The organism is Pseudomonas sp. SDO5215_S409 (assembly GCF_054071325.1).
Genome location: NZ_JBSVWN010000038.1, coordinates 22238 through 45496, shown reverse-complemented (window position 1 = coordinate 45496; position 23259 = coordinate 22238). Strand labels below are relative to the sequence as shown.

23 protein-coding genes are annotated in these 23259 nt (G+C 61.3%); 9 read left to right on the top strand and 14 right to left on the bottom strand.

Annotated elements, in window-relative coordinates:
- Positions 1–3 precede the first annotated feature (3 nt).
- The gene (locus ACW9H9_RS19120; RefSeq protein WP_457344716.1) at positions 4–471 is read right to left on the bottom strand and encodes a ferritin-like domain-containing protein; all 468 of its coding nucleotides are present in this window, start codon (positions 469–471) and stop codon (positions 4–6) included.
- 204 nt (positions 472–675) lie between these two features.
- On the opposite strand from ACW9H9_RS19120, the gene ACW9H9_RS19115 reads away from it, so the two are divergent.
- Both ACW9H9_RS19115 and ACW9H9_RS19110 read left to right on the top strand, forming a co-directional pair.
- Positions 676–912: a DUF3820 family protein gene (locus tag ACW9H9_RS19115; RefSeq protein WP_457344717.1), complete on the top strand. Its 237-nt coding sequence runs from the start codon at positions 676–678 to the stop codon at positions 910–912.
- Between the two features lie 12 nt (positions 913–924).
- Complete coding sequence (locus ACW9H9_RS19110) at positions 925–2097, top strand: aminotransferase class V-fold PLP-dependent enzyme (protein ID WP_457344718.1); 1173 nt, start codon at positions 925–927, stop codon at positions 2095–2097.
- Between the two features lie 114 nt (positions 2098–2211).
- Here ACW9H9_RS19110 and ACW9H9_RS19105 read toward each other — a convergent pair whose 3' ends face one another.
- Genes ACW9H9_RS19105 through zwf form a run of 3 tightly spaced genes read right to left on the bottom strand, consistent with a single transcriptional unit; the run spans position 2212 to position 5061 of the window.
- Positions 2212–2877, bottom strand: coding sequence for a bifunctional 4-hydroxy-2-oxoglutarate aldolase/2-dehydro-3-deoxy-phosphogluconate aldolase (locus tag ACW9H9_RS19105; RefSeq protein WP_457344719.1), 666 nt, complete (start codon positions 2875–2877; stop codon positions 2212–2214).
- A 17-nt stretch (positions 2878–2894) separates the two neighbouring features.
- A complete protein-coding gene (gene pgl, locus ACW9H9_RS19100; protein WP_457344720.1) occupies positions 2895–3608 on the bottom strand; it encodes a 6-phosphogluconolactonase in 714 nt (237 codons plus the stop codon).
- Positions 3595–5061: a glucose-6-phosphate dehydrogenase gene (zwf, locus tag ACW9H9_RS19095; RefSeq protein WP_457344721.1), complete on the bottom strand. Its 1467-nt coding sequence runs from the start codon at positions 5059–5061 to the stop codon at positions 3595–3597. Before zwf ends, pgl begins: the two co-directional genes overlap by 14 nt.
- 219 nt (positions 5062–5280) lie before the next feature.
- On the opposite strand from zwf, the gene ACW9H9_RS19090 reads away from it, so the two are divergent.
- On the top strand, positions 5281–6141 hold the full coding sequence (locus ACW9H9_RS19090; RefSeq protein WP_457344761.1) for a MurR/RpiR family transcriptional regulator: 861 nt from the start codon (positions 5281–5283) through the stop codon (positions 6139–6141).
- A gap of 38 nt (positions 6142–6179) precedes the next feature.
- On the opposite strand, the gene ACW9H9_RS19085 is transcribed toward ACW9H9_RS19090, so the two are convergent.
- The 10 genes from ACW9H9_RS19085 to ACW9H9_RS19040 all read right to left on the bottom strand — a co-directional run bounded on the left by ACW9H9_RS19085 (position 6180) and on the right by ACW9H9_RS19040 (position 17337).
- Positions 6180–7025, bottom strand: coding sequence for a D-hexose-6-phosphate mutarotase (locus ACW9H9_RS19085; RefSeq protein ID WP_457344722.1), 846 nt, complete (start codon positions 7023–7025; stop codon positions 6180–6182).
- A gap of 103 nt (positions 7026–7128) precedes the next feature.
- A complete protein-coding gene (locus ACW9H9_RS19080) occupies positions 7129–8475 on the bottom strand; it encodes a carbohydrate porin (RefSeq protein ID WP_457344723.1) in 1347 nt (448 codons plus the stop codon).
- 97 nt (positions 8476–8572) lie between these two features.
- Positions 8573–9733 (bottom strand): ABC transporter ATP-binding protein, encoded by a 1161-nt coding sequence (locus tag ACW9H9_RS19075; RefSeq protein ID WP_457344724.1) that lies wholly within the window; start codon positions 9731–9733, stop codon positions 8573–8575.
- A 2-nt stretch (positions 9734–9735) separates the two neighbouring features.
- Entirely contained in the window at positions 9736–10581 is an 846-nt protein-coding gene (locus ACW9H9_RS19070; RefSeq protein WP_457344725.1) for a carbohydrate ABC transporter permease, read from the bottom strand.
- Positions 10574–11482, bottom strand: a complete 909-nt coding sequence (locus ACW9H9_RS19065; protein ID WP_457344726.1) for a carbohydrate ABC transporter permease — start codon at positions 11480–11482, stop codon at positions 10574–10576. Before ACW9H9_RS19065 ends, ACW9H9_RS19070 begins: the two co-directional genes overlap by 8 nt.
- Positions 11483–11588: 106 nt before the next feature.
- Positions 11589–12875: an ABC transporter substrate-binding protein gene (locus tag ACW9H9_RS19060; protein WP_457344727.1), complete on the bottom strand. Its 1287-nt coding sequence runs from the start codon at positions 12873–12875 to the stop codon at positions 11589–11591.
- A 106-nt stretch (positions 12876–12981) separates the two neighbouring features.
- Positions 12982–14241, bottom strand: coding sequence for a D-mannose isomerase (locus tag ACW9H9_RS19055; RefSeq protein ID WP_457344728.1), 1260 nt, complete (start codon positions 14239–14241; stop codon positions 12982–12984).
- A 166-nt stretch (positions 14242–14407) separates the two neighbouring features.
- A complete protein-coding gene (locus ACW9H9_RS19050) occupies positions 14408–15214 on the bottom strand; it encodes an ATPase (protein ID WP_457344729.1) in 807 nt (268 codons plus the stop codon).
- Between the two features lie 131 nt (positions 15215–15345).
- Complete coding sequence (locus ACW9H9_RS19045) at positions 15346–16344, bottom strand: NAD-dependent epimerase/dehydratase family protein (protein ID WP_457344730.1); 999 nt, start codon at positions 16342–16344, stop codon at positions 15346–15348.
- Positions 16345–16443: 99 nt separating this feature from the next.
- Complete coding sequence (locus ACW9H9_RS19040; RefSeq protein WP_457344731.1) at positions 16444–17337, bottom strand: LysR family transcriptional regulator ArgP; 894 nt, start codon at positions 17335–17337, stop codon at positions 16444–16446.
- Positions 17338–17435: 98 nt separating this feature from the next.
- Between ACW9H9_RS19040 and ACW9H9_RS19035 the strand changes: the two genes are divergently transcribed.
- The 6 genes from ACW9H9_RS19035 to ACW9H9_RS19010 all read left to right on the top strand — a co-directional run bounded on the left by ACW9H9_RS19035 (position 17436) and on the right by ACW9H9_RS19010 (position 23254).
- The gene (locus ACW9H9_RS19035; protein WP_457344732.1) at positions 17436–17837 is read left to right on the top strand and encodes an ACT domain-containing protein; all 402 of its coding nucleotides are present in this window, start codon (positions 17436–17438) and stop codon (positions 17835–17837) included.
- Positions 17838–17842: 5 nt separating this feature from the next.
- Positions 17843–18445 carry a LysE/ArgO family amino acid transporter gene (locus ACW9H9_RS19030; RefSeq protein WP_457344733.1) on the top strand — a complete coding sequence of 201 codons (603 nt, stop codon included), beginning with the start codon at positions 17843–17845 and terminating at the stop codon, positions 18443–18445.
- 176 nt (positions 18446–18621) lie between these two features.
- Complete coding sequence (locus ACW9H9_RS19025) at positions 18622–19218, top strand: superoxide dismutase (RefSeq protein ID WP_457344734.1); 597 nt, start codon at positions 18622–18624, stop codon at positions 19216–19218.
- A gap of 139 nt (positions 19219–19357) precedes the next feature.
- Positions 19358–19516 (top strand): hypothetical protein, encoded by a 159-nt coding sequence (locus ACW9H9_RS19020; RefSeq protein WP_457344735.1) that lies wholly within the window; start codon positions 19358–19360, stop codon positions 19514–19516.
- A 185-nt stretch (positions 19517–19701) separates the two neighbouring features.
- The gene (locus tag ACW9H9_RS19015) at positions 19702–21753 is read left to right on the top strand and encodes a putative bifunctional diguanylate cyclase/phosphodiesterase (protein WP_457344736.1); all 2052 of its coding nucleotides are present in this window, start codon (positions 19702–19704) and stop codon (positions 21751–21753) included.
- A 163-nt stretch (positions 21754–21916) separates the two neighbouring features.
- Entirely contained in the window at positions 21917–23254 is a 1338-nt protein-coding gene (locus tag ACW9H9_RS19010; RefSeq protein WP_457344737.1) for an imelysin family protein, read from the top strand.
- Positions 23255–23259 lie beyond the last annotated feature (5 nt).

Genomic DNA, 23259 nt, shown 5'->3' with positions numbered 1-23259 from the left:
CGCTTACGAGCGGGCACGCGCCTGGTTACGCAGCGCTTTAACTTGGTCGTGGTTGCGTTGCACGCCATGGAACTGGCGCTCCACCAGGTCACGAATACCCAGCAGGTTGTGCTTGTTGATCTTCTCGATCGCTTCCTTGTAAGCCTTGATGGCGTGGTCCTCGCCGCGCTCGGCTTCGTTGAGCACCGCCTCTTCGTCCTTGCCGGTGACCATCGACTTCACATCGACCCAACCGCGGTGCAAGGCACCGGCAACACTGCCCGAGTTTTCCGGGTCGCCCCCCAACGCACGCACCGCCGTCTGCAGCTCGGCCGCTGCGGTCGCGCAGTCGGTGGCGCGTTTGGCGAACAGGGCCTTGAGTTCGGGGTGCTTGATATCTTCTGCGCAGGTTTTAAAGCCTTCCTGGCCGTCTTTGCTGGTTTCGATCAGATCGTTCAGTACCGAGATCGATTCTTTGTTGATGTCAGTCATGGCTCAATTCCTTGCAGGTTTAGAAACGTGACTGAAGTAATTGCAGTGGCCGTGCCAGCTTTTTAAAAACAAATAAACGCTTATATTTCAATTAGTTAATAAACACAGCCGAATCTGTATCCGCTTTATTTGCATGATCTGTCCTTTGGCCTGCATGCAGAATGCCTGTATTTTCCAAGGCCTCGACTCTGTTGCGACGCCCTCATGAACCCTGAAAAACTTGAACTGCTGATCACCCGCCAAATGCCCTTCGGCAAGTACAAAGGCCGGATCATCGCTGACCTGCCCGGCCCTTACCTCAACTGGTTTGCCCGTGAAGGTTTCCCCCACGGCGAGCTGGGCGGTTTACTGGCACTGATGCAGGAAATCGACCACAACGGCCTGTCGGACCTGCTGGAACCCCTGCGCCTCAAACACGGCAAACCCGCCCCCCGTCACTGAAAGAGCCCTGCCATGCCCACCTCTCGCGACGAAGATTACTGGCGCGCCATCGCCCTGCGCTATGACCTGGAACCCGGCCCGATCAACCTGGAAAACGGCTACTTCGGACGCATGAGCCGCGCGGTGCTGGCGCAGTATCAGGCCCATACCGCCTTTATTAACCGCAGCAACTCGGTGCATGTGCGCCAGCATTTCGAGCGGGGTGAAAGCGTGGAGATTCGCCGCCAGCTGGCCGAACTGATCGACGCCGACCCCGAAGCCGTCGCCCTCACCCGCTGCGCATCCGATGCCTTGCAGTCGTTGATCCGCAATTACAACCGCCTGCAACCGGGCGACCAGGTGCTGATCAGCGACCTGGAATACGACACCGTCAAAAGCGCCATGCGCTGGCTGGCACGCCATCGCGGGGTCGAGGTGATCGAAGTGGCCCACACGCACCCCGCCACCTTCGACAGCCTGCTTCACACCTATCGCGACGCCTTCACCCGGCACCCGCGCCTCAAGCTGATGGCGCTGACCTACGTCACCCATCGCACGGGGCTGGTGATGCCCGTAGAAGACATTGCCAGCAGCGCCCGCGAGCACGGGGTGGACGTGATCCTCGACGGTGCCCACGCCCTGGGCCAGATTGAATTCAACCTGGCGCAGCTGGGCATCGCCTTTGCCGGTTTCAACCTGCACAAGTGGATCGGCGCACCGTTGACGCTGGGGTTCCTCTACATCGACCCACACCGCTTGGCCGACATCGACCCGGACATGGGCGAGTTTCACTACCCCGCCACTGACGTGCGCGCCCGTACGCCCTTCAGCACGCCAAACTTCGCCGCGCTGATGACCCTGCCCCTGGTGTTTGAAGAACATCGCGCCCTGGGTGGCGCAGCGGCCAAGGGCGCACGGCTCAACTACCTGCGCAGCCTGTGGGTAAATGAAGTGCGGGAGTTGCCGGGCATCGAGGTGATGACCCCAGACGATCCACGGCTGTGTTGTGCAATCAGCGCCTTTACTTTTATCGGGCAAGATCAACAGGTGATGACAGAGCGCTTGCTCAAGGAATACAACCTGTTCACCACCACCCGCAGCGGGGCGGCCTTTGGCAGTTGTATAAGGGTCACGCCGGGGTGGGTGACATCAGCGGCGGACATGCGGCGCCTGGTCCACGCCATCAGCGCATTGAGCACGCACTAAACAGCGCCCGGGCCTTGCATTTTCGACAGGCAAAAAAAAGCGGCGCACCGACCAAGTGCGCCGCAAAAGCCGTCGAACACAGCAACAACGATTCAGTAAATCCGGTACATCCAATCAGTCCAGCAGTGCCAGCGCCTCGGCCGTCACTTCCTGGATACGGGCCCAGTCGCCGTTCTTGATCCACTCGGGGTCCAGCATCCAGCTACCGCCCACGCACATCACGTTTTTCAACGCCATGTAGCTCTTGATATTGGCCGGGCCAACACCGCCGGTGGGGCAGAACTTGACTTCGCCAAACGGGCCGCCGAGGGCCTTGATAGCCGCTACACCGCCGCTGACTTCGGCCGGGAACAGCTTGAAGCGCCGATAACCCAGTGCGTAGCCTTCCATGATGCCCGAGGCATTGCTGATGCCCGGCAGCAGCGGGATCGGGCTGTGCACGCTGGCTTCCAGCAGGTCGCGGGTGATGCCCGGGGTGACGATAAATTGCGAGCCGGCCACTTCTGCCGCTTCCAGCATGTGACGGTCCAGCACCGTACCGGCGCCGGTGCACAGCTCCGGACGCTGCTCACGCAGCACCTGGATAGCCTTGAGGCCGAACTGCGAACGCAGGGTCACTTCCAGTGCGGTCAAACCGCCCGCTGCCAGGGCATCGGCCAGCGGCAGGATGTCCTGTTCGCGGGCAATGGTGATCACCGGCAGGATCCGCGCCTTGGCGCAGAGGCTGTCGATCAAGGCAACTTTGTCCGCCATGGACACGGCAGGTTGAGGGCTTTTCATCGCGGCTGATCCTTGGTTCATGGGCACCAGTAAATCTCTAAAGTAGGTTGCAAAAACGCACGCACTGGCATGGCAGCGACATCGTCGCTGGCGAGCGCGGCGCTCAAGGTGTTCAATTTTGAACTGCCGGACACCGACAGGACCGTGTAGCGAGCCGTGGCCAACAGCGCGCGACTCATGGTCAGGCGCTGGTGCGGCACGGTGGGCGCGAGCATCGGCCAGCAGCGGCGAGTGCCGTCGCTCGCCAGTGCATCCGCGAGGTTAGGGCTACCCGGGAACAGCGACGCGGTGTGGCCGTCATCGCCCATGCCCAGCACCAGCACGTCAATCGCCGGTAGTTCGGCCAACAGGCGATCGGCCTGCTCGGCGGCGTCTTCCAGGTTAGCGGCGACGCTGTACAGGCTCAAAAAGCGGGCCTTGGCCGCCGGGCCTTGCAGCAGGTGTTTCTTCAACAGGCCAGCATTGCTGTCGGCATGTTCCACCGGCACCCAACGCTCGTCGGCCAGGGTGATCGTGACCTTGGACCAGTCCAGCCCTTGCTTGGCCAGGTGCTCGAAAAACGCCACCGGGCTGCGGCCACCGGACACCACCAATACCGCCTCGCCACGGGCACTGATGGCCGTGCGCAGTTGCTCGGCCACGTCGTTGGCCAGCCCTTCGGCCAGCAACACCGGCGTGCGGTACTCATGGACGCTCACGCCCTCTGGCAGTTTCAATTCAGATATCGCCATACCACGACCTCCCGTCCCGCGTGATCAGTGCAATGGAGCTCATCGGCCCCCAGGACCCGGCCGCATACGGCTTGGGTGCATCACCGGACTTTTTCCACCCGGCGATCAACTGGTCGCACCACTTCCACGCGGCTTCGATTTCATCTTTGCGCACAAACAGGTTCTGATTGCCGCGCATCACTTCCAGCAACAACCGCTCGTAGGCATCAGGAATCCGCGTGCTGCGATAGGTGTCGGAAAAATTCAGTTGCAACGGGCCGCTGCGCAGTTGCATGCCCTTGTCCAGGCCTTGCTCCTTGGTCATCACGCGCAACGAAATACCTTCATCCGGCTGCAGGCGGATGATCAGTTTGTTGCTGATCTGCAGGCGCTGCTCGGGGGCGAAGATGTAGTGCGACGGTTCCTTGAAGTGGATGACGATCTGCGACAGCTTTTGCGACATGCGCTTGCCGGTACGCAGGTAGAACGGCACGCCTGCCCAGCGCCAGTTACGGATGTCTGCCCGCAGCGCCACGAAGGTTTCGGTGTCGCTCTGGGTGTTGGAATTCTCTTCTTCCAGGTAGCCCGGTACTGCCTTGCCAGCGCTGTAGCCCGCGATGTACTGGCCGCGCACCACCTGGGTGCTGAGGCCTTCGGGGCTGATTGGCGCCAGGGCCTTGAGCACCTTGACCTTCTCGTCACGAATACTGTCGGCGGACAGGTCGGCCGGCGGGTCCATGGCGATCAGGCAGAGCAGTTGCAGCAGGTGGTTCTGGATCATGTCGCGCAGCTGGCCAGCCTTGTCGAAGTAACCCCAACGGCCTTCGATACCGACCTGCTCGGCCACGGTGATTTCCACGTGGGAGATGTAGTTCTGGTTCCACTGGGTCTCGAACAGGCTGTTGGCAAAACGCAGGGCGATCAGGTTCTGGACGGTTTCTTTGCCCAAGTAGTGGTCGATGCGGTAGGTGCGGTTCTCGGGAAAAAACTGCGCCACGGCGTCGTTGACCTTGCGCGAGGATTCCAGGTCAGAACCGATCGGCTTTTCCAGCACCACCCGGGTGTTGTCCGCCAGGCCAACCTTGGACAGGTTTTCGCAGATCGCACCATACACCGCCGCAGGCGTTGCGAAATAAGCGATCAGGGTTTGCGCGGTGCCGGCAATTTCCGCCAGGGCGACGTAGTCGTCAGCGTTCTTGAAGTCGACGTGCACGTAGGTCAGGCGGGCCAGGAAACGCTTGGCGGTGGTTTCGTCCAGCTCCTTGCCAACGTATTTGCGCAGCTCTTTTTCGATGCGGGCCACGTGCTGCTGGGCGTCACCGGCCTCGCGGGCCAGGGCCAGGATGCGGGTGTCGTCGTGCAAGAGCCCGGCGCCATCGAGTTGATAGAGGGCAGGAAATAACTTGCGCAGCGCCAGATCACCCAAGGCGCCAAACAGGGCAAAGGTGCAGGGTTCTACGGTTATCAAAGGCATGATGTTGGTTCTTTTATCAAGTTAAGCTACAAATACCTTTTTTTAAGGCATCACTCAAGGAAAAATGTAGTAATAACCACAACATTTTCCCAAAATACGCATTCCGAGTGGTGGTGTTCAGCTACCCTCAGTAGGATAGGCCACCGAAAAGGGCCGCTCCTCGCTTGGTCAGAGCCCCTTTATTTGCATCGTCGCCCGAAGGAAAGATGAATGGACCGCGTGCGAAATCTACTGGAACAGATCCAGAACCGCCTCGAAGAACTCAACAAGGCCGAGCGAAAAGTCGCCGAGGTCATCCTGCTCAATCCGCAGCAGGCGACCCGCTTCTCGATCGCCGCCCTCGCCCAGGCCGCTTCGGTCAGCGAACCCACCGTCAACCGCTTCTGCCGCTCGTTTGGCGTGAGTGGCTACCCTGAACTCAAATTGCAGCTGGCGCAAAGCCTGGCCAGCGGCGCTGCGTATGTCAGTCGCGCCGTGGAGGCCGACGATAACCCGGCGGCCTACACCCAAAAGATCTTTGGCAGCGCCATCGCGTCCCTGGACACCGCCTGCCAGGCCCTGGACCCGGCGCTGGTGAGCCGCGCCGTGGACCTGTTGATCCAGGCCCGCCAGATCCACTTCTTCGGCCTCGGCGCGTCGGCCCCGGTGGCGATGGATGCGTTGCACAAGTTTTTCCGCTTCAACCTGGCCGTCACGGCCCATGCCGACGTGCTGATGCAGCGCATGATCGCCTCGGTGGCGCATACCGGTGAGCTGTTCGTGATTATTTCCTACACCGGCCGCACCCGCGAGCTGGTGGAAGTGGCGCGTATCGCCCGGGAAAACGGTGCGTCCGTATTGGGCGTGACTGCCGAGAATTCGCCGTTGGCCAAGGCCAGCACGGTGAGTTTGAACATTCCGCTGCCCGAAGACACCGACATCTACATGCCGATGACCTCGCGGATCATTCAGTTGACGGTGCTGGATGTGCTGGCCACGGGCATGACCTTGCGCCGCGGCGTGGATTTCCAGCCGCACCTGCGCAAAATCAAAGAGAGCTTGAATGCCAGCCGGTATCCGGTGGGCGACGAGTTCAACTAACCCTCAAGCACAAGCCCACTCCCCACCCCGCGTGGGGATCAGGCGTTAGCCCGGGCCTGCAGACTGAGGTGCGCCCGCTCCCCCGGCGCCAGGCTCGCACCGGCCATCGCCGATTCCACGCACACAAACCCCGACGCCTCGTTAAAGCTCACGCCCAACAACGGCCGGCTGCCCGGGTGCCACACCACCGTGTCGGCACTGTCGCCGGTGTCGATGCACAGTTCGCGCTGCCAGGCGTGGTCCTTGAGCTGCAATTCGCCGTCGTGCTGGAACACGCGCTGGCAGCCGCCATCGACGCGCAACTCGCCTTCCTGCTGGCATACCTGACGGTTCAGGTGATCGTAGCCCTGCGCGCCTTCAAGCCCAGACAGCGCTATCTCGCCCACGTTGCCAATGCGCCAATAGGCATGCAGCGCATGACTCAACTGGCACGGCAGCTCGTCCTGGTGTTCGGTGCTCAAGCGCAGTTCCAGGGTTTCACCCAGGTGCGCGTGCAGGTCCACTTGCCAGTCGCACAGTTGCAACTGCCAGTGCAGGCGCACGCCGTCGTCGTCAACGCGGCTGTCGAGCAATTTCCAGTCAATCAACCGCGCCCAGCCATGGGACGGCCATGCATTTTCGCTGGGATGGCGGCCATACCACGGCCAACACACCGGCACGCCGCCACGAATGGCGCCGACTTGCGGCCACTTGGCCGCGCACCACAGCCAGGGCTTCTGGCCCCGTGGCTGAAAATGCAGCAATTGCGCGCCCTGGCGGCTGAACACCGCCTGGCACAGCGGGTGGTCGATCACCAGCACGTCGCGCAGTTGAAAGCGCTCCCAGCCGAAGACCGGCCGTTCGCGCAGGGATTTGAAAAAGCGTTGCAGCGGATGCTCATGCATGTGCCACGGTCCTGAAATTCATCACTGCACGCCCCAAAAAAAGCGGATGGCCTAGGCCATCCGCGAACATGCGCACAGAGAGAAGGAGCTTATCGCAACAACGTTAGAACGTAGACTGAATTTTCAGGCCCGCTACCAACGCGTTGTCGACTTCTTTCACACCGCCAGGGTTGGCGATGTATTGCAGGTTAGGACGCACGGTCAGCCAGTTGGTGACGTGGATACCGTAGTTGAGTTCCACGTTGTACTCGGTGTTGCGCAGCGGTGCGAAACCGGTTTGGTCGTAGTCGGTGAAACCACCCGCGGCATTGAGCAACTCGGCGGTTTTCTTCACGTCGCTGTTGGCATGGATACGGGACACACCGATACCCACGTCATCTTTGGTACGTGCGTCGAACGGCCCTTTGTAAACGAGCATCAACGACTGGTAGTTGTCGACCAGGTTGGTGTCTTTGTCGTGGAAGGTCACGTTAGCCGCGATGTTCAGGCCACGGGAAGCGTCGCCATTGTGGGTGGTGAGTTGCTGTTGCAGAACACCCCAGTAACCGCTTTTGCTGCTGCGAACGCGGAAGGCCGCGCCAGAGCTGCCCGCATCGCCGCCGTTGACGTCTTCACGTACATCGGTCGCGTCGGCCGTGCTCTTGTAGTAACCCACACGGTATTCGCCCGGCAGGCCATTGACCTTCGGCGACCAGACCAATTCCACCGGCAATACGGTGCCCTTGGTGCCGCTGCCGCTGAGCTTGAAGCCGTTGCCGTGTTCCAGCTGCGACGGGTTCTGGTTGTACGCACCGATTTGCGCATACAGCTCAGGCGTGATGTTGTACTTCACGCGGATAGCGGCCTGGCTGACGGGCCAGTTGTACCAGGTGTTGACGTAGTTACCCACTTGCGAGCCGCAGAACGACAGGTTCTGGAAGTCGCACGGGAAGGTGTTGAAGTCTTCGCCTTCACCGAAGTAACCGAGTTTGACGTCCAGTTTGTTGTCGAACATCTGGTGCTGGATCCAGAACTGGGTCAGACGCACCATGTGGCCACGACCATCCACCTCTTGAGACGAGCTCAAGGTGCCGGCACGCGGGTCGCCAATACGGTCATTGGAGATGTTGGCGCCATTACGGTTGGTCAGTTGGATCTTGGCCTGGGTGTTATCCCAGCCCCACAGCTTTTGCAGATCCAGTGCCACGCCCAGGCCGAACTGGTCGGCGTAACGGGCGGTCTTGTCGTTGTTGAAACCACCGTGCAAGTTGGCACCGACTTCACCGACGTAGTCCGCCTTGATGTCGATACCTTGCTCGATCAGTTTGGTCCGCTCCCCGCCCCAATCACCAGTCATCCATTTGGAATCGGCACCAAAAGCTTCATCCGCCATCGCATTGGCGGACAGAACCAGAGCGGCCACTGCTGACAGTTGGCAGATCAGCCGGGTGTTGTTGTGTTGCTTTTTCATCCCTACATCCTCGTCTTTATTGTTATTAAACTGTTTTTATTTAACGCGGTTTACTTTTTTAATTAAAACAACAACTTATGTGCGCTAACCGCGCGATTTAACGTCCTTTGAACTGGGCCACGTTGTCGCCGTGCTCCTGCACAGGCTTGGCAGTGGCAGTGCCCAGGCGCTCGCCGCTCTTGGCGTCGAACAGCAGCACCTTGGCCGGATCGAATTGCAAATTCAGCGTCTCGCCCACCTGCGGCGCCACATCGGGCGCCAGGCGGCAGCAGACCTTGGTGTCGTTGAGCGTGACAAACACCAGGGTGTCCGGGCCGGTGGGCTCGGTCACATGAACCTCGGTGCGGATGGTCGGCTCACCGGCGGCGTCACCGGCCGCCAGCAGGATCTGCTCGGGGCGCAGACCCAGGATCACTTCACGGTCTTCAAGGCCTGCGTCGCTGAAGGCCAGCGGCAATTCGCAGCGGGCCTGGCCGCTGTCGAGCAGCGCGAACAGACGACCGTCCTTGCGTTGCAGGCGGGCCGGCAGGAAGTTCATCGGCGGCGAGCCAATGAAGCTCGCCACAAACTGGTTGGCCGGGTTGTTGTAGATCTCTTTGGGCGTGCCGAACTGCTGGATGATGCCGTCCTTCATGACCGCCACTTTGTCGCCCAGGGTCATCGCTTCGATCTGGTCGTGCGTGACATAAACGGTGGTGGTTTTCAGGCGCTGGTGCATCAGTTTCATTTCGGTGCGCATCTCGACGCGCAGCTTGGCGTCGAGGTTGGACAGCGGTTCATCGAACAGGTAGATCTTCGGACGACGTGCCAGGGCACGGCCCATGGCCACACGCTGCTGCTGGCCGCCGGACATCTGGCCCGGCTTGCGGTTGAGCAGGTGTTCGATTTGCAGCAGCTTGGCCACGCGCGCCACTTCGGCGTCGATGTCGGCCTGGCTCATCTTGCGAATCTTCAGGCCGAATTCGATGTTTTCGCGCACGCTCATGGTCGGGTACAGCGCGTAGGACTGAAACACCATGGCGATGTCGCGGTCCTTGGGGCTCATGCCGCTGACGTCCTGATCATCAATCATGATCGCGCCGCCAGAGATGTTCTCAAGGCCCGCGATGCAGTTCATCAGCGTGGACTTGCCGCACCCCGAAGGGCCGACCAGGATCAGGAACTCACCGTCCTTGATCGACAATTCGATGTTCTTCAGGGTGTCCGGCAGGCCGGCGCCGTAGGTCTTGTTTACGTTACGAAGTTCGAGCGTTGCCATGATTACCCCTTGACTGCGCCGGCCGTGAGCCCGCGCACGAAATACTTGCCTGCCACCACATACACCAGCAGGGTCGGCAGCCCGGCGATCATCGCCGCCGCCATATCAACGTTGTATTCCTTGGCCCCCGTGCTGGTGTTGACCAGGTTGTTCAGCGCCACCGTGATGGGCTGCGAATCACCGCTGGAGAACACCACGCCGAAGAGGAAGTCGTTCCAGATCTGGGTGAACTGCCAGATCAGGCAGACCATGATGATCGGGGTCGACATCGGCAGAATGATCCGACGGAAGATGGTGAAGAAACCGGCACCATCCAGACGTGCGGCCTTCACCAGTGCGTCGGGAATACTCACGTAGTAGTTACGGAAAAACAGTGTAGTAAACGCCAGGCCGTAGACCACGTGCACAAACACCAGGCCGGTGGTAGTGCTGGCCAGGCCCATCTTGCCCAGGGTGAACGAGGCTGGCAGCAATACGGTCTGGAACGGCAGGAAGCAGCCGAACAGCAACAGGCCGAAGAACAACTGCGACCCCTTGAAGCGCCACATCGACAACACGTAGCCGTTCATTGCACCAATGGCAGTGGAGATCAGCACAGCGGGCACGGTGATCAAGAACGAGTTCCAGAAGTACCCCTTCACCGTGGCCCAGGCCTTGATCCAGCCGATACCGGTAATCACCGTCGGCCAGCTCAGCAGGTTGCCGGTACTGATGTCTTCAGGGCTCTTGAAGCTGGTCAGCAGCATCACCACCAGCGGCACCAGGTAAAGCAGGACAGCGAGGATCAACACCGTGTAAATCGCGATGCGGCCCAGGCTGATGGCAGGTTTGCCAGCAAGACTAGTCATTACGCTTGGTCCTTAGCTCGGAGTACAGGTAAGGCACGATGATTGCCAGAATCGCGCCGAGCATCAGAATTGCACTGGCCGAGCCCATGCCCATCTGGCCGCGGCTGAAGGTGAACGAATACATGAACATCGCAGGCAGGTCGGACGAGTAACCCGGGCCACCCGCAGTCATCGCCGCCACCAGGTCGAAGCTCTTGATGGCGATGTGCGCCAGGATCATCACCGCACTGAAGAACACTGGACGCAGGCTTGGCAGCACCACTTTCCAGTAGATCTTGGGCATGCTTGCGCCATCGATCTGCGCGGCACGGATAATCGACTGGTCCACACCGCGCAGGCCCGCCAGGAACATCGCCATGATGAACCCCGAGGCTTGCCACACGGCCGCAATCACCAGGCAGTACACGACGCGGTCCGGGTCGATCAGCCAGTCCAGGCGGAAACCTTCCCAGCCCCAGTCACGCAGCAATTTGTCCAGGCCCATGCCTGGGTTGAGCAGCCATTTCCAGGCCGTACCGGTGACGATCATCGAGAGCGCCATTGGGTACAGGTAAATGGTGCGGATAAAACCTTCGCGGCGGATACGCTGGTCGAGGAACACGGCCAGGGTCACGCCAATCACCAGGGTGATGCCAATGAACATCCCGCCGAACACGGCGAGGTTCTTGCTGGCCACCCACCAGCGGTCGTTGTCGAACAACCGCGCGTATTGCGCCAGGCCTACCCATTTGTAGGACGGCAGGAAAGTCGAGTTGGTGAACGACAGAACGAACGTCCACAGGATGTAGCCGTAGAAACCCACCAGTACGACAAACATGCTGGGCGCCAGCACCAGTTTGGGTAGCCAGCGCTGCAGTGCATCGAACGGCGAGGCTTTGCTGAACACAGCAACAGAACTCATGGTTAAGCATCCACTTGAAACAGGTTGAACCAGGCTGCAGCCGTGTCGGGAAGCGGGTTCCAGAACACAGGCTGCGGCCGGGGCCTACAGGGTTAGAACAGGGTGTTTACTTGGCAGCCTTGATCGCGGCACCGAGTTTCTTGGCGGTGTCGGCCGGGTCTGCTTTCGGGTCGTTGATGAAGTTGGTCACGACATCAAAGAATGCGCCTTGCACAGCCAGGGTCGTGGCCATGTTGTGCGCCATGCTCGGTTGCAGGCCGCCGGTCTTGGCGTCTGCCAGGAAGTCCTTGGCAGCGGTCTGGGCGCACGCGTCAAAGCCATACTTGCCCATGTCGGCCAGCATGTCGTTACGCACCGGGATCGAGCCTTTGTTGATGCTGAAGACTTTCTGGAAGTTTTCACCCAGCACGACTTTGGCAATGTCCTGCTGACCGGCCGCAGTGCCTTTGTCTTTCTGCTTGAACACCGCCAGGGAGTCGATGTTGTAGGTGAACGCCTTGTCGGTGCCCGGGAACGCTACGCACTCGTAGTCTTTGCCCGCGACTTTCTTGGCGGCGGTCCATTCGCTTTTGGCCCAGTCACCCATGATCTGCATGCCGGCCTTGCCGTTGATGACTTTGGCCGCTTCCAGGTTCCAGTCCTGGCCCTTGCCGTCGACGTCCATGTAGGTCGCGACTTTCTTGAGCTCGGTCAGGGACTTGACCATTTCAGGGCCGGTCAGGGTGGCGTTATCCAGGTCGACCAGGGCTTTTTTGTAACCGTCTGCACCCATGACCGACAACACGACCGCTTCAAAAACGGTGCTGTCCTGCCAAGGCTGGCCACCGTGGGCGAGCGCAATGAAGCCTGCGGCCTTGAGCTTGTCGCCCGCGGCATAGAATTCTTGCAGGGTGGTCGGGGCTTTTTCGATACCGGCTTTCTTGAAGACTTCCGGGTTGATCCACAGCCAGTTCACGCGGTGAATGTTCACCGGCACGGCCACGTAGTCACCTTCGTACTTCACGGTGTCGGAGACTTTCTTGTCGAGGAGGCTGTCCCACTTCTCTTCTTTGGAGACGTCTTTGAGAACGTCGGTGTCGAGCAGGCCAGTGGACGCCCACTCCTGGATGTCGGGGCCCTTGATCTGGGCAACGCCTGGCGGGTTGCCAGCAACAGCGCGGCTTTTGAGTACGGTCATGGCCGTGGAACCGCCACCGCCGGCGACGGCGCCGTCTTTCCAGGTGAAGCCGTCTTTTTCAACTTGGGCCTTCAGGACATCTACCGCCGCTTTTTCGCCACCCGAGGTCCACCAATGCACAACTTCAACCGTCCCTTTCGAGTCGGCGGCAAAAGCACTGAGGGGAAACAACGAGGCAACGGAAACAGCAACGGCGAGGCGAGTAAACGCTTTCATCTGAGTACCTTTTTCTTGTTGTTATGCATGCAAGTCTGGTGCTTGCGCTGCAAACGAGTTTAAACAGGGATATTTCAGGTGCAGGTAACAAAGGGATGCACAAATGTCACCATCTGGTGACATAACATCCCGCGCCAACCGCACTGGCCATACTCGGTGCTAAGGGTAGACCAGGCAGCAGGATGGCCTGCCAGGCATGATACAAATCGGGCTTGCCACCCCAAATCTTGCTGCTGGGCTGGTTATGCGGGCTGAGCTCGTGGTGCCAGCTGCCGTGGACGCGGTCGATAAAGTGGGTGTCGCAAAATTCCCAGAAGCGCCGATACCAGGTTTCGTAGTGCAGCTCGCCTGTGCGCTTGAGCAACGCCTGGGCCGCCGCGCTGGCCTCGGCGTGGGTCCAGTGCAAACGCTCACGCACCACGGGCCGCTGGTTCCAGTCGTGGGTGTAGACAATCCCGGGCGCACCATCGACCGCCCAACCGTACTCGCAGGCACTGGCAAACAGGCCCTTGGCGTCTTCCACTAGCCAGTCGGGCGTGACCAGCCCCGCTCGCTGGCGGGCAGCTTCCAGGTGCAGCACCAGGCGCGCCCACTCAAAACCATGGCCGGGGGTCACGGCGTAAGGGCGGAAACAATCGGCCGGGTTGTCTTCGTTGTAACCGCGCAGCGGCTGCCACTGCGGGTCGAAGTGCTCGATGACCTGGTACTGGTTGGCGGCGGCGTGGGTGTGGATAACGCGCTCGACGATGCGCAGCGCGCGGTCCAGCCAGCGCGTCTGGCCGGTCACGTCGGCCAGGGCCAGGAAGGCTTCGGTGGCGTGCATGTTGCTGTTGGCGCCGCGATAGGCTTCTTCGCCGCTCCAGTCCTGGGCAAAAGACTCACGCATCGTGCCCTGCTCTTCGCTCCAAAAAAACTGGTCGATGATATGGACCGCGTCGTTCAACAACGTCTGTGCACCCGGTGCGCCCGCGACCATCGCAGAACTGGCGGCCAGCGCGACGAAGGCATGCAGGTAGGCGGCCTTGCCCGTGTTGCCGTCGCTGGCACCGGCGGTGGCGAACCAGCCGCCATGGTGCGCGTCGCGCAGCGGGCCGCTCAACGCGGCGACACCGTGGGCCACAAGGTCCGCATAGCCGGGCACGCCCTGGCCGTGAGCCATGGCGAAGCTGTGGGTCATGCGGGCGGTGTTCATGGTTTCGGCGACCGACGCGGCGGGCAAATGGCCCAGGCCGTCGAGGTTGCCGAAGCCGTCAGGCAGCCGGGAGGCTTTGGCGAACGCCAGCAGGCGTCGTCCTTCAGCCGCTAGCCAGGCATGGTGGGCAGGTGCGTTCAGCCAACTGCTGGCAGGCAGTGGTTGCGTGGTCATGATTAGCCCTTTTTGTTTTTGTGGGATGACGGGAGTCTAAACAAGGGCTGGAGATGGGCAAGTAACGAAGCGGAAGTGAAATGTCACCACCCTGTGACATTCGGCGTGACATTGCCTGTAGGGTTTTGGCACAAGACGCCCTACAGGCAATAAACACGTTTTGCGGTCAGCGCCCCGGCTGGTTGATCTGCTGTTGCAGGTTCTGCACCTGGCTTTGCAAGGTGGTGACGTTACGGGTGGTCTGGATGCGGAACACGTCGAACTCCTTGGTAGAAGGGCCGTCGCTGGCCGCCGGGCGGTTGTCCTGTTCGCTCTTGAGCACCACCAGGTCTTGTTCCAGACGGGCAATGGCTGCGCTTGGATTGCCCTGCTTTTTCAAGGCGGCGACATCGCCCGCCAGCTCCTTGACGTCACCCTGCGCCGCCTTGAGGCTGGCCACGGCGTCTGTCAGGGCCTGCACCTGGCCTTGTAACTGAATGTTGGCATTGGACAGGTCGCTGGTGCTGGCCGTCATTTGCGCCAGGCGCTTGTCCAGGTCGGTGGCCTGGCCAGCCACGCCGGATTGCTGCTTGCCCTGCTCCTGCAACTGGGCTTCGAGCTGCTTGATCTGCAACTTCAACGCTTCGCTACCGGTGTTCGCGCTGGCCTCGGTGGCCACCACCTTGCCGGAGATGTCCTGCAAGCGCCCCGCGGCCTCTTCGCTGATGCGCGCAAAACTTTCCTGGGTGGCGACCAGTTGCTGGCCCATCAGGGAGATCTGCTGGAAGCTCCACCAGGCCAGGCCCGCGAAGGCGATCAGCAGCGCACCGATCAGCGCCCACAAAGGCCCGGTGCTGGCGCCCTTGACCTTGACCACTTTCGCCGTCCGCGAGCGCACCGAGGTGGCGGCGCTGGGGACGAAGTCATCGTCGTCCCCGATGTCGGCGCGCAGGTTCGGTACATCGTCGAAATCGTCTTTTGCATCGTTACGCATGAATCAACCTTTAACCGTTGAGTGAGCCACAAGCCGTGCGAAGGTGGGCGAGTATAACGCCCTGATTCACCGCTGCGATTGACCGGAAATCGCCCACCCGGTTCCCCAGTGTTACCGCGTGTGAACAGTGATCACTTGAGCCCCGCGTCCTGGGCTTTCCACCAACTGCAGAACTCATCCAGGGCCGCCCACAGGCTGACCTTGGGCTGGTAGTCCAGATAATGCCGTGCGCGGCTGATGTCGAGTGTGAAATCTTTGTTCATCACCTGCATGCCCAGGCGCGACAACCCGGGCTCCGGGCGCCCCGGCCACATCGCGCAAAAGGCTTCATTGAGCGCCGCGACGCTGTACGACATGCCGTAGGACCGATACCGCGTCACCTGCGGCATGTCCATTTGCCGCATCACGTAGTTCACCACATCCCAGATCGGCACCGGCGTGCCGTTGCTGATGTTGTAGGCCTTGCCCAACGCCGAGCCGGTGGCCAGCAAACTGCTCAGCAGCGCTTCATTGAGGTTGTGCACGCTGGTGAAGTCGACCTTGTTCAGGCCGTCGCCCACAATGGCCAGGCGCTTTTTGCGCTGCATTTTCAACAGCCGCGGGAAGATGCTCATGTCGCCCGCGCCGGTGACAAACCGCGGGCGCAGGGCCAATACTTCCAGGCCGAACTCCTGGGCGCCGAAGACCTTTTGCTCCGCCAGGTATTTGGTGGCGGCATAAGGGTGCTTGAAGCGCTTGGGCACTTGCTCTTCGGTAAGGTTCAGGTGGTCGCGACCGTCAAAGTAGATCGACGGCGACGACAAGTGCACCAGCCGCCCGACCCGTTGCTTCAGGCAGGCCTCCACCACGTTTTCGGTCACCAGCACGTTGCCCTGGTGAAATTCCTGATAGCGCCCCCATAGCCCCACGGAGCCTGCGCAATGCACCACGGCTTCGACGTCGCGGCACAGCTCGCGCACCAGTTCAGGATCGTTCAGATCACCCTGGATAAACTCGGCGCCGCGCCGCACCAGGTGCTCGACACTTTCGGCCCGTCGCCCGTTGACCCGCACATCCAGGCCCTGCTCCAGGGCAAAACGCGCAAAGCGCCCGCCTATAAAGCCGCTTGCGCCGGTGACCAGAACTTTCATGTTGCCTCCTACAGATGCAGCGGCAAGCCTCACGCTTGAGCTGCAAGTTAAAAACGCTGCGCAAGCGCTGGCTTGCGGCACGTAGCTTGACGCTTGTCGCTACGTGTACGACACCAGCCATTGGCCGCTGGTGCGCGCCAGATGATCGGTCAACAGCCCCAGCAGTTGCCCGCCACTGCGCCAATGATGCCAGTACAGCGGCACATCAATCGGTTTATCTGGCAACAGCTCGACCAATTCGCCGCTGCGCAATTGGTTGTGCACCTGCAATTGCGGCACCAGCCCCCAGCCCAGGCCCGCCTCCGTCAGGCGAATGAACCCTTCGGAAGACGGGCATAAATGGTGTTCAAACACACCGTCCACCCCCAGGGAAGCCAGGTAACGGTGTTGCAGAAAATCATCCGGGCCAAACACCAACGCCGGGGTCCGCGCCAGCTGATCGGCGCGTACACCGTCCGGGAAGTGCCGTGCAATAAAGGCAGGGCTGGCCAAAGCGCGGTAACGCATCGCGCCCAATAGCAGGCTGCGGGCGCCGGCCACTGGGCGTTCGCTTGCACAGATACAGGCCGCCACCTCGCCTGCACGCATGCGTTTGAGGCCCACGGTCTGGTCTTCCACCACCAGGTCGAGCAATAGATGGTGCTCGGCGCAAAAGTCGCTGACCGCTTCGGCCCACCAGGTGGCCAGGCTGTCGGCGTTCAAGGCGATGCGCAGGCGCTCGGGCATGCCCTCTTCATCCAGCGCTGGCACCTGGCTTTGCAGGTCGCGCTCCAATAGACGCACTTGTTGCACATGGTTGAGCAGGCGGCGGCCGATATCCGTAGGCGTGGGCGGCGTGGCGCGCACCAGCACCGGCTGGCCGATGCGCGCCTCCAGCAGCTTGATGCGCTGGGAGATTGCCGATTGCGAAAGGCCCAGCACCTGGGCGCCCCGCTCGAAACCGGCCTGTTCCACCACAGCGGCAAGGGCAGACAGCAATTTATAGTCGAACATCAGTTTCTCTAATGAGCGATCAGTAATATTGGTTTTTCTTATACAGCCCTTGACCGGAAAATAGCCAGCCTCGCTTCTACTGACTCAAGGAACTCCCGATGGCTGGCGAAACCGCCCTGGCAACCCTGCTGCGCAGCATGAGCCCACAGCTCAATGACGGCGACTACGTCTTCTGCACCCTGCCCGACAGCCGCATCCCACCGGGGTGCGAGGTGATCGGCAGCTTTCGTGAACAAGAAGGCCTGACCCTGATCGTGGAACGCCAACAAGCCGAGCGGGCGAGTTTGCCGTTCGACTATGTGGCGGCGTGGATCACCCTGAACGTGCATTCGGCCCTGGAAGCGGTCGGCCTGACCGCCGCCTTTGCCACGGCCCTGGGCCAGGCCGGGATCAGTTGCAACGTGATCGCAGGCTTCTACCACGACCACCTGTTTGTTGGCCGCGTCGATGCCGACCGCGCCATGACGGTATTGCGTCAACTGGCCGCGGGCGAGGTGTAACCCCCATGTGGCAAAGCTATATGAACGGTTTACTGGTCGCCCTGGGCCTGATCATGGCGATCGGCACACAAAACGCCTTTGTCCTGGCGCAAAGCCTGCGCCGCGAACATCACCTGCCCGTCGCCGCGCTGTGCATCGTGTGCGACGCGCTGCTGGTGGCCGCCGGGGTATTCGGGCTGGCGACGGTGCTGGCGCATAACCCGTTGTTGCTGGCCGTCGCACGCTGGGGCGGTGCGGCGTTTCTGTTGTGGTACGGCACCCTGGCGCTGCGCCGGGCCTGTTCGAGCCAGAGCCTGGGCCAGGGCGAAAACCCCAAGGTGCGTTCATTGCGAGCGGTGCTGCTCAGTGCGCTGGCCGTGACACTGCTCAACCCCCACGTGTACCTGGACACCGTGCTGTTGATCGGCTCCCTCGGCGCCCAGCAAACCGAGCCCACGGCCTATGTAGCGGGCGCGGCCAGTGCGTCCCTTCTGTGGTTCAGCGCCTTGGCCCTGGGCGCCGCGTGGCTGGCACCGTGGCTGGCGCGCCCGGCCACCTGGCGTCTGCTGGACCTGCTCGTGGCGGCCATGATGTTTGGCGTGGCCTACCAACTGATCAGTGCCGGCTGACTTATTCCAAAAGGCTCTGGAACCTCTATCCCACACAGTTGTTGCGTGGTTTTGCCACAACCCCGGTGCTATGATCCAGCCCCTGCGCCGCAAGGAGTACAAACTCCGCGGCGCTTGTACGGCCGCCCGTGATCGGCCTTGCGCTCACCGCAACTGACCTGATTAGGAGAATCATCATGGCTTTCGAATTGCCGCCGCTGCCTTACGCACACGATGCCCTGCAGCCGCACATTTCCAAGGAAACCCTGGAATTTCACCACGACAAGCACCACAACACCTATGTCGTGAACCTGAACAACCTGGTGCCTGGCACCGAGTTCGAAGGCAAGACCCTGGAAGAAATCGTCAAGTCTTCCTCGGGCGGTATCTTCAACAACGCCGCTCAAGTGTGGAACCACACCTTTTACTGGAACTGCCTGGCGCCAAACGCTGGCGGTCAGCCTACCGGCGCACTGGCCGAGGCCATCAACGCAGCCTTCGGCTCGTTCGACAAGTTCAAGGAAGAGTTCACCAAGACGTCCGTCGGCACCTTCGGTTCCGGTTGGGGCTGGCTGGTGAAAAAGGCTGACGGCTCCCTGGCCCTGGCCAGCACCATCGGCGCTGGCAACCCGCTGACCAGCGGCGACACCCCGCTGCTGACCTGCGACGTGTGGGAACACGCCTACTACATCGACTACCGCAACGTGCGTCCAAAGTATGTGGAAGCGTTCTGGAACCTGGTCAACTGGGCGTTCGTCGCCGAGCAGTTCGAAGGCAAAACCTTCACTGCCTAAGCGTCACGTGCAGTAGAAAGAGCCCGGCCTTGTCGCCGGGCTTTTTTGTGCGCCACGGAACCCGATGCCCCAGCCTTGCCACCCAGGCCGTGAGCGGAACCCTCCCCTCATCATTCAGGCAATCGTTGGAGACATGACTATGATCGGACTGGCTGCACTGGCCCCTCTCGCGGCCCTCGCCGTTCCACTGGTGGCAAAAGTCGCTGAAGTGGGTGTGAAACTGGCCACAGACGTTGCAGGAAAAGCGCTGGAGTTCGCCAAGGACACCGGCAACCAGAACTCGCAGATAAAGTTCTGAACACCGCGGCGGGTCGTCGATCCGCCGCCCCCCCTGCCCCCCGCCGTACCGCACCCGCACCCTCGAAAAATGCAGGGTCGCCGCCTTGAGCCCGCGCACGCCGTAATGTCCCTTTGACTGCCACCACGGGATTGCCAATACTCTTGGCAGGTTGAGCGTACCCGCATGGAACAAGGAATGACTCTTTGAAGCTGGAACTCAAAAACAGCTTGTCGGTGAAGTTGTTACGGGTGGTGCTGCTGTCGGCGTTTATGGTGGGCGTGACGCTGAGCGTGGCGCAGATCGTTTTCGACGCCTACAAGACACGCCAGGCCGTGGCCAACGATGCGCAGCGCATCCTCGACATGTTTCGCGACCCGTCCACCCAGGCCGTGTACAGCCTGGACCGTGAGATGGGCATGCAAGTCATCGAAGGCCTGTTTCAGGATGAAGCCGTACGCCAGGCCGCCATCGGTCACCCCAACGAGGCCATGCTCGCGGAAAAAAGCCGCGACCTGCGCCAGTCCTCCAGCCGCTGGCTCACCGACCTGATTCTTGGCCAGGAACGCCACTTCACCACGCCGCTGGTGGGGCGCGGGCCCTACAGCGAGTATTACGGCGACCTGAGCATCACCCTCGACACCGCCACGTACGGCAAGGGCTTTATCGTCAACTCGGTGATCATCTTTATTTCCGGCGTGCTGCGCGCCCTGGCCATGGCGCTGGTGCTGTACCTGGTGTACCACTGGCTGCTGACCAAACCGCTGTCGCGCATTATTGAACACCTGAGTTCGGTCAACCCCGACCGCCCCAGCGAGCACAAGATCCCGCAGCTCAAGGGCCACGAAAAAAACGAACTGGGCCTGTGGATCAACACGGCCAACCAGTTGCTTGAGTCCATCGAGCGCAACACGCATTTGCGCCACGAGGCCGAGAGCAGCCTGCGGCGCATGGCCGAATATGACTTTTTGACCGGCCTGCCGAACCGGCGCAAGTTGCAGGGGCAACTGGACAAGATCCTGATCGACGCCGGCCGCCACCAGCGCCGGGTGGCGGTGCTCTGCGTGGGGCTCGATGACTTCAAAAGCGTCAACGAGCAGTTCACCTACCAGGCTGGCGACCAATTGCTGCTGGCCCTGGCCGACCGGCTGCGCGCCCACAGCGGCCGCCTCGGCGCCCTCGCCCGCCTGGGCGGCGACCAGTTCGCCCTGGTGCAGGCCGATATCGAACAACCCTACGAAGCCGCCGAACTGGCACAAAACATCCTGGATGACCTGGAAGCCGAGTTTGCCCTCCAAGATCAGCAGATTCGCCTGCGCGCCACCATCGGCATCACCCTGTTCCCCGAAGACGGCGACAGCACCGAAAAACTGCTGCAAAAAGCCGAGCAGACCATGACCCTGGCCAAGAGCCGCTCGCGCAACCGCTACCAGTTCTATATCGCCAGCGTCGACAGCGAGATGCGCCGCCGCCGCGAACTGGAAAAGGACCTGCGCGACGCCCTCAGCCGCGAACAATTCCACCTGGTGTACCAGCCGCAAATCAGCTACCTGGACCATCGCGTGGTCGGCGTCGAAGCGTTGCTGCGCTGGCAACACCCGGAACACGGCCTTGTCCCGCCGGACCTGTTCATCCCGCTGGCCGAACAGAACGGCACCATCATTGCCATCGGCGAATGGGTGCTGGACCAGGCCTGTCGGCAACTGCGCGAATGGCATGACCTGGGCTTCACCACCTTGCGCATGGCGGTCAACCTGTCCACCGTGCAGTTGCACCACACGGAACTGCCCCGGGTGGTCAACAACCTGTTACAGATCTACCGCCTGCCGCCCCGCAGCCTGGAGCTGGAAGTCACCGAAACCGGCCTGATGGAAGACATCAGCACCGCCGCCCAGCACCTGCTGAGCCTGCGCCGCTCCGGGGCGCTGATTGCCATTGACGACTTCGGCACCGGCTACTCCTCGTTGAGCTACCTCAAAAGCCTGCCGCTGGACAAAATCAAGATCGACAAGAGCTTCGTGCAGGACGTTCTGGATGACGACGACGACGCCACCATCGTGCGGGCCATCATCCAGCTGGGGAAAAGCCTGGGCATGGAAGTGATTGCCGAAGGCGTGGAAACCGCCGAGCAAGAGGCCTACGTGATCACCGAAGGCTGCCACGAAGGCCAGGGCTATCACTACAGCAAGCCCCTGCCGGCCCGCGAGGTGGTGGCCTACCTTAAACACGCCGAGCGCAACAACGCGGCAATCCTTTGATCGGCTCACCGCCACCCGGCCGATGGGCGAGGGTGGCGAACAAATCGATACTAAATATTTCCCCGTTATAACCCTTTACACAAAATGCAAATCTTTCGCATTATGTCGCAGTTTTGCGCGTCCCCCGGCGCGATCCATTAATACTCGAAGCAGGATGTTCGCCATGATTCGTATGCCCCTGGCCACCGCCAGTCTGCTGGCCATCGCCATTTCCCTCGCCGGTTGCGGCGAAGGCAAAGACAAAGCCGGTGCCCCTCAAGCGCCCGCCGCCACCAGCACGACCGCCCCCGCCGCCGCCCCGGCTGGCCAAGTGGACGAAGCCGCTGCCAAAGCGGTGGTCGCGCATTACGCAGACATGGTTTTTGCGGTTTACAGCGATGCCGAATCCACGGCCAAGACCCTGCAGACTGCCATCGACACCTTCCTCGCCAACCCGAACGACGACACCCTCAAAGCCGCCCGTACCGCCTGGATCGCCGCGCGTGTGCCGTACCTGCAAAGCGAAGTGTTCCGCTTCGGCAACACCATCATCGACGACTGGGAAGGCCAGGTGAACGCCTGGCCCCTGGACGAAGGCCTGATCGACTACGTCGACAAAACCTACGAGCACGCCCTGGGCAACCCAGGCGCCACCGCCAACATCATCGCCAACACCCAGATCCAGGTGGGCGAAGACAAGGTGGACGTAAAAGACATCACCCCCGAAAAACTCGCCAGCCTCAATGAGCTGGGCGGCTCCGAAGCCAACGTCGCCACCGGCTACCACGCCATCGAATTCCTGCTCTGGGGCCAAGACCTCAACGGCACTGGCCCTGGCGCCGGCAACCGCCCGGCCTCGGACTACCTGACCGGCGAAGGCGCCACGGGCGGCCACAATGAACGTCGCCGCACCTACCTGCGCGCCGTGACCCAACTGCTGGTGAGCGACCTTGCAGAAATGGTCGACAACTGGAAGCCCGACGTCGAAGACAACTACCGCGCCACCCTGCAAGCTGAGCCTGGCACCGACGGCCTGCGCAAAATGCTGTTCGGCATGGGCAGCCTGTCCCTGGGCGAACTGGCGGGCGAGCGGATGAAAGTGTCCCTGGAAGCCAACTCGCCAGAAGACGAGCAGGACTGCTTCAGCGACAACACCCACAACTCGCACTTCTACGATGCCAAGGGCATCCGCAACGTTTACCTGGGCGAATACACCCGCGTTGACGGCACCCGGTTGACCGGCGCGAGCCTGTCCTCACTGGTGGCCAAGGCCGACCCGGCAGCGGATGAAGCGCTCAAGGCGGACCTGGCGTCTACCGAAGCGAAGATTCAGGTCATCGTCGACCACGCCAACAACGGCGAGCACTATGACCAGTTGATCGCTGCCGGTAACGAGGCGGGCAACCAAATCGTGCGGGAGGCGATCGCCGCACTGGTCAAGCAGACCGGCTCGATCGAAAGCGCCGCGGGCAAACTGGGGATCAGCGACCTGAACCCGGATAACGCGGACCACGAGTTCTGATCCGC

Bases quoted from the DNA above. Each gene is read 5' to 3' on its own strand.
- zwf (WP_457344721.1), bottom strand. From the start codon at position 5,061: ATGCCTTTGATAACCGTAGAACCCTGCACCTTTGCCCTGTTTGGCGCC.
- ACW9H9_RS19120 (WP_457344716.1), bottom strand. From the start codon at position 471: ATGACTGACATCAACAAAGAATCGATCTCGGTACTGAACGATCTGATC.
- ACW9H9_RS19080 (WP_457344723.1), bottom strand. From the start codon at position 8,475: ATGAAAAAGCAACACAACAACACCCGGCTGATCTGCCAACTGTCAGCA.
- ACW9H9_RS19050 (WP_457344729.1), bottom strand. From the start codon at position 15,214: ATGCGTAACGATGCAAAAGACGATTTCGACGATGTACCGAACCTGCGC.
- ACW9H9_RS19075 (WP_457344724.1), bottom strand. From the start codon at position 9,733: ATGGCAACGCTCGAACTTCGTAACGTAAACAAGACCTACGGCGCCGGC.
- ACW9H9_RS19070 (WP_457344725.1), bottom strand. From the start codon at position 10,581: ATGACTAGTCTTGCTGGCAAACCTGCCATCAGCCTGGGCCGCATCGCG.
- ACW9H9_RS19025 (WP_457344734.1), top strand. From the start codon at position 18,622: ATGGCTTTCGAATTGCCGCCGCTGCCTTACGCACACGATGCCCTGCAG.
- ACW9H9_RS19115 (WP_457344717.1), top strand. From the start codon at position 676: ATGAACCCTGAAAAACTTGAACTGCTGATCACCCGCCAAATGCCCTTC.
- ACW9H9_RS19030 (WP_457344733.1), top strand. From the start codon at position 17,843: ATGTGGCAAAGCTATATGAACGGTTTACTGGTCGCCCTGGGCCTGATC.
- ACW9H9_RS19105 (WP_457344719.1), bottom strand. From the start codon at position 2,877: ATGAAAAGCCCTCAACCTGCCGTGTCCATGGCGGACAAAGTTGCCTTG.
- ACW9H9_RS19035 (WP_457344732.1), top strand. From the start codon at position 17,436: ATGGCTGGCGAAACCGCCCTGGCAACCCTGCTGCGCAGCATGAGCCCA.
- ACW9H9_RS19020 (WP_457344735.1), top strand. From the start codon at position 19,358: ATGATCGGACTGGCTGCACTGGCCCCTCTCGCGGCCCTCGCCGTTCCA.
- ACW9H9_RS19040 (WP_457344731.1), bottom strand. From the start codon at position 17,337: ATGTTCGACTATAAATTGCTGTCTGCCCTTGCCGCTGTGGTGGAACAG.
- pgl (WP_457344720.1), bottom strand. From the start codon at position 3,608: ATGGCGATATCTGAATTGAAACTGCCAGAGGGCGTGAGCGTCCATGAG.
- ACW9H9_RS19010 (WP_457344737.1), top strand. From the start codon at position 21,917: ATGATTCGTATGCCCCTGGCCACCGCCAGTCTGCTGGCCATCGCCATT.
- ACW9H9_RS19065 (WP_457344726.1), bottom strand. From the start codon at position 11,482: ATGAGTTCTGTTGCTGTGTTCAGCAAAGCCTCGCCGTTCGATGCACTG.
- ACW9H9_RS19060 (WP_457344727.1), bottom strand. From the start codon at position 12,875: ATGAAAGCGTTTACTCGCCTCGCCGTTGCTGTTTCCGTTGCCTCGTTG.
- ACW9H9_RS19045 (WP_457344730.1), bottom strand. From the start codon at position 16,344: ATGAAAGTTCTGGTCACCGGCGCAAGCGGCTTTATAGGCGGGCGCTTT.
- ACW9H9_RS19110 (WP_457344718.1), top strand. From the start codon at position 925: ATGCCCACCTCTCGCGACGAAGATTACTGGCGCGCCATCGCCCTGCGC.
- ACW9H9_RS19055 (WP_457344728.1), bottom strand. From the start codon at position 14,241: ATGACCACGCAACCACTGCCTGCCAGCAGTTGGCTGAACGCACCTGCC.
- ACW9H9_RS19085 (WP_457344722.1), bottom strand. From the start codon at position 7,025: ATGCATGAGCATCCGCTGCAACGCTTTTTCAAATCCCTGCGCGAACGG.